This window comes from Streptomyces sp. NPDC097619 (genome assembly GCF_040302735.1).
In the GTDB taxonomy this organism is placed as follows: Bacteria; Actinomycetota; Actinomycetes; order Streptomycetales; family Streptomycetaceae; genus Streptomyces.
On sequence record NZ_JBEOSD010000287.1, the window covers coordinates 1 to 4,774 of the forward strand.

The window sequence follows — 4,774 nt, forward strand, 5'->3', positions numbered from 1 at the left end:
AAGCGTCCCAAGGCGGACGAGCCCCTCGCCATCGTCGGCATGGCCTGCCGCTACCCGGGCGGGGTCACCTCGCCCGACGAACTGTGGAAGCTGGTGGCCGAAGGCCGCGACGCCATCGCGGGCCTGCCCACCGACCGCGGCTGGGACCTGGAGAACCTGTACCACCCCGACCCGGAACAGCCGGGCAAGATCTACGCCAACGGCGGCGGCTTCCTGACGGGAGCCGGTGACTTCGACGCCGGCTTCTTCGGGGTCAGCCCCCGCGAGGCCCTGGGCATGGACCCGCAGCAGCGCCTGCTCCTCGAAACCACCTGGGAGGCCCTGGAGAACGCCGGCATCGACCCGGCCACCCTCCGCGGCACCGACACCGGCGTCTTCACCGGCGTCGTCGCCACCGACTACGGCCTCGCCACCCCGCCGGAACTCGAAGGCTTCCGGCTGACCGGCACCACGTCGAGCGTGGTCTCGGGCCGTGTGGCCTACACCCTGGGCCTGGAGGGCCCGGCCGTGTCCGTGGACACCGCCTGCTCCTCCTCGCTCGTCGCCCTGCACCTGGCCTCCCAAGCGCTGCGGTCCGGCGAGTGCTCCATGGCCCTCGTCGGCGGCGTCACCGTCCTCTCCGGCCCCTTCCTGCTCCAGGAGTTCAGCCGGCAGCGGGGCCTGGCCGCAGACGGCCGCTGCAAGTCCTATGCGGCCGGCGCCGACGGCACCGGCTTCTCCGACGGCGTCGGCCTGGTGGTGCTGGAGCGTCTGTCGGACGCGCAGCGCAACGGCCACCGCATCCTGGGACTGGTGCGGGGCTCGGCGGTCAACCAGGACGGCGCGAGCAACGGTCTGACGGCTCCGAACGGTCCCTCGCAGGAGCGGGTGATCCGGCAGGCGCTGGAGAACGCGGGCCTGTCGGCGGCGGATGTCGACGCGGTCGAGGGCCACGGCACGGGCACCCGTCTGGGTGACCCGATCGAGGCACAGGCGCTGTTGGCGACGTACGGGCAGGATCGGGCCGGGAACGGCCCGCTGCGGCTCGGTTCCATCAAGTCGAACATCGGTCACACGTCTGCTGCGGCGGGCGTGGCCGGTGTCATCAAGATGGTGATGGCGATGCGGCACGGAGTGCTGCCGCGGACCCTCAACGTGGACGAGCCGTCCCCGTACATCGAGTGGTCCTCCGGTGAGGTGGAGCTGCTGACCGAGGCGGCCGAGTGGTCCGCGACGGGTGACCGTCCGCGCCGCGCCGGTGTCTCCTCCTTCGGCGTCAGCGGCACCAACGCCCACGTGATCATCGAGGGAGCGCCGGAGGCGTCGACCTCCGCGCCGACCACGGAGGATCACACCCCCGCCCGGCCGCTCCCGGTGGTGCTGTCCGGCAAGAGCGCGGCGGCGGTGGCCGGCCAGGCCGAGCGCCTGCGGGCCCACCTGCTGGAACGTCCTGAGCTGACGTTGTCCGACGTGGCGTACTCCGCCGTCGTCTCGCGGGCGCAGTTCGACCGGCGGGCCACGGTGGTGGCCGCCGACCGCGAGGAACTGCTCGCACGGCTTGCCCTCCTCACGGAGGACCAGACCGGTGCCGTGGTGTCGGGGAAGACGGGTTTCCTGTTCACGGGTCAGGGTGCGCAGCGGGCGGGGATGGGTGCGGGTCTTGCCGCTGCCTATCCGGTGTTCGCGGCGGCTTTGGACGAGGTGTGTGCGGCGGTCGATCCGTTGCTGAGTCGGTCGTTGAAGGAATTGCTGTTCGCGGTCGAGGGTTCGGCGGAGGCCGGGCTGCTGGATCGTACGGAGTTCACGCAGGCGGCGTTGTTCGCGGTCGAGGTGGCGCTGTTCCGTCTGGTGGAATCCCTCGGGGTGAAGGCCGATGTGCTGATCGGGCATTCGGTCGGTGAGCTGGCCTGTGCGCACGTGGCGGGGGTTCTTTCCCTGGCCGATGCGGCGCGGTTGGTGGTGGCGCGGGGTCGTCTGATGGGTGCGCTGCCCGAGGGTGGCGGGATGGTGGCCGTGCAGGCCGCCGAGGACGAAGTCCTGCCCGGTCTGGCCGAGTTCGCCGGTCGGCTGTCGATCGCCGCGGTGAACGGGCCGCGTGCGGTGGTGGTGTCCGGTGACCTGGAGGCGATCGAGGAATGGCTGCCGCAGTGGCAGGACCGCAAGACGACCCGACTTCGGGTCAGTCACGCGTTCCACTCGCCTCTGATGGAACCGATGCTCGCCGAGTTCCGGGCCGTGGCGGAGGGCTTGTCCTTCCGGGAGCCTCAGATCGCGGTGGTCTCCAACCTGACCGGTGGTCTCGTCAGCTCCGAATTGACCGATCCCGCCTACTGGGTGAGCCACGTCCGTGAGGCCGTCCGCTTCGCCGACGGCATCCGCACCCTCACCGACGAAGGTGTGACCCGCTTCGTCGAGATCGGCCCCGATGCCGTCCTGACCGCGATGGCGCGGCAGGCGGTCGAGGACGAGGACCTGGCGGTCTTCGTCCCGGCCCTGCGGGCACGCACGTCCGAGGCCGAAGCCTTCGCGGGCTTCCTCGGACAGGCCCACGCCGCCGGGATCGGCATCGACTGGGACGCGTTCTACGCCGGGACCGGCGTGCGGCGCGTGGACCTGCCGACGTACGCGTTCCAGCGGGAGCGGTACTGGATCGCTCCGGGGGCCGGTTCCTCCGATCCCGGTGCGGCCGGGCTCGGCCGGATCGACCACCCGGTGCTGGTGGCCGGGGTGCGCGTCGGTGACCGGGACGAGTGGCTGTTCACCGGCCGGATCTCCACGACCACGCAGCCCTGGACGCAGGACCACGGGGTCCTCGGCCGGATCGTCGTGCCCGGCACGGCCCTGGTCGAGATCGTCGGCGCGGCCGGCCGTGAGGTCGGCAGCATCCTCCTCGACGAGCTGGTGCTCGAAGCGCCGCTGATCCTCGACGCGGACGCCGAACTGCGCGTCCAGGTGACCGTCGGAGAGGCGGACGAGGACGGCCGTCGGCCCGTCGCGATCTACTCCCAGCCCGCAGACGGGCGTCAGGACGGCACCTGCCACGCCCGTGGTCTGCTGGCCGTGGACGAGACCGCCGGCGCCACCGGCGCCTGGGCGCCGACCGAGTGGCCGCCCGTGGACGCCGACACGATCGCCGTGGACGCCTTCTACGCACGCCTCGCCGACATCGGCTTCGACTACGGGCCCGTCTTCCAGGGCATGCAGGCCGCTTGGCGGGACGGCGACGAGGTGTTCGCCGAGGTGGCGCTGCCGGACGAGGACGCCGACGGAGCCAAGGGCTTCGGTATCCACCCGGCGCTCTTCGACGCCTCCCTGCACGGTGGACTCGACTGGCTCGACCGCGGTGACGGCTCGGCCCGCCTGCCGTTCTCCTGGTCCGGCGTCCGCTTCGGGCGCGGCGGCCAGGCCCGGGTCCGGGTGCGGATCGCCTCGGCCGGTGACGCGGCCCTGCGCGTGGACGTGGTCACCGAGCAGGGTGAACCCGTCGTGTCCGTCGCACAGTTGGCCTTCCGTACCGTCGAGCAGGCGCAGCTGGAGGCCGCGGCCGGACAGGACGGCCCCGATTCCCTGTACCGGGTGGAGTGGAGCGAGCTCGCCGCCGGCGACTCCGGTACGGCCGACGCCCCGCGCGTGGCCCTGCTGGACGAGGTCCTGGCCGCCCGTGAGGCGGGCGAGGACGCGGCGACGCCCGAGCTGGTGGTCGCCGTCATCCCCGAGGCGACTCCGCGGGACGGGTACTCCCCGGCCCACGCGGTCACCGAGGACACGCTGCGCCTCCTCCAGGAGTGGGTCGCGGACGAGCGGTTCGCCGGTGTCCGGCTGGCCGTGGTGACCCGAGGTGCCGTCGCCGTCGGCGCGGAGGCCCCGAACCCGGACCAGGCCCCCATCTGGGGTCTGGTGCGCAGCGCCCAGTCCGAACACCCCGATCGTTTCCTGCTCGTGGACGTTCAGGACGGGGAACTGCCGGACTGGAAGGCCGTTCTGGCGACGGAGGAACCGCAACTCACCCTGCGAGAGCAGCGGATGTACGCCCCTCGCCTGGTCAAGGTCACCGCTTCGCCGTCGGCGCGGACCCCGTTGGATCCGGCGGGCACGGTCCTGATCACCGGTGGTACGGGTGGTCTGGGTGCGGCGTTCGCGGAGCACTTCGTGCGCGAGTACGGGGCTCGGAACCTGCTGCTCCTGAACCGTCGTGGTCCGTCCGCCGAGGGTGTCGCGGAGCTGGTGGCCGGTCTGGAGGAGTTGGGCGCGCGGGTGCGGGTGGAAGCCTGCGACGTGGCCGATCGGTCACAACTCGCGCGGATCATCGACTCGTTGGAGCGGCCGCTGACGGCGGTCGTGCACGCGGCCGGTGTCCTCGACGACGGCGTCATCGACGCCCTCACCCCCGAACAGCTGGCTCGGGTCCTGCGACCCAAGGTCGACGGCGCCCGCCACCTGCACGAGCTGACCGAGGGCTCCGACCTCGCGGCCTTCGTGCTCTTCTCCTCCGTGGCCTCGCTGATCGGCAGCCCCGGTCAGGCGAACTACGCGGCCGCGAACTCCTACCTCGACGCCCTCGCCGCCTCCCGCCGCGCGGCGGGACTGCCCGCCACGGCACTGGCCTGGGGCCTGTGGGCGACGGCCGGCGGCATGGCCGGTGAACTCGGCGAGGCCGAGATCGCCCGCCTGGAACGCATGGGCACCGCCGCCCTGCCCACCGACCTCGGTCTGGGGTTGTTCGATCGGGCGTTGGGTGTGGGTGAGGCGTTGTTGGCGCCGGTGTTGTTGGATGTGGCGGCGTTGCGGGTGCAGG

At 72.2% G+C, this 4,774-nt stretch carries 1 protein-coding gene; it reads left to right on the top strand.

The window, feature by feature from the left end:
- Positions 1-4,774: type I polyketide synthase (locus tag ABTZ17_RS36345; RefSeq protein ID WP_352200099.1), on the top strand; the 4,774-nt coding region annotated here is incomplete at both ends.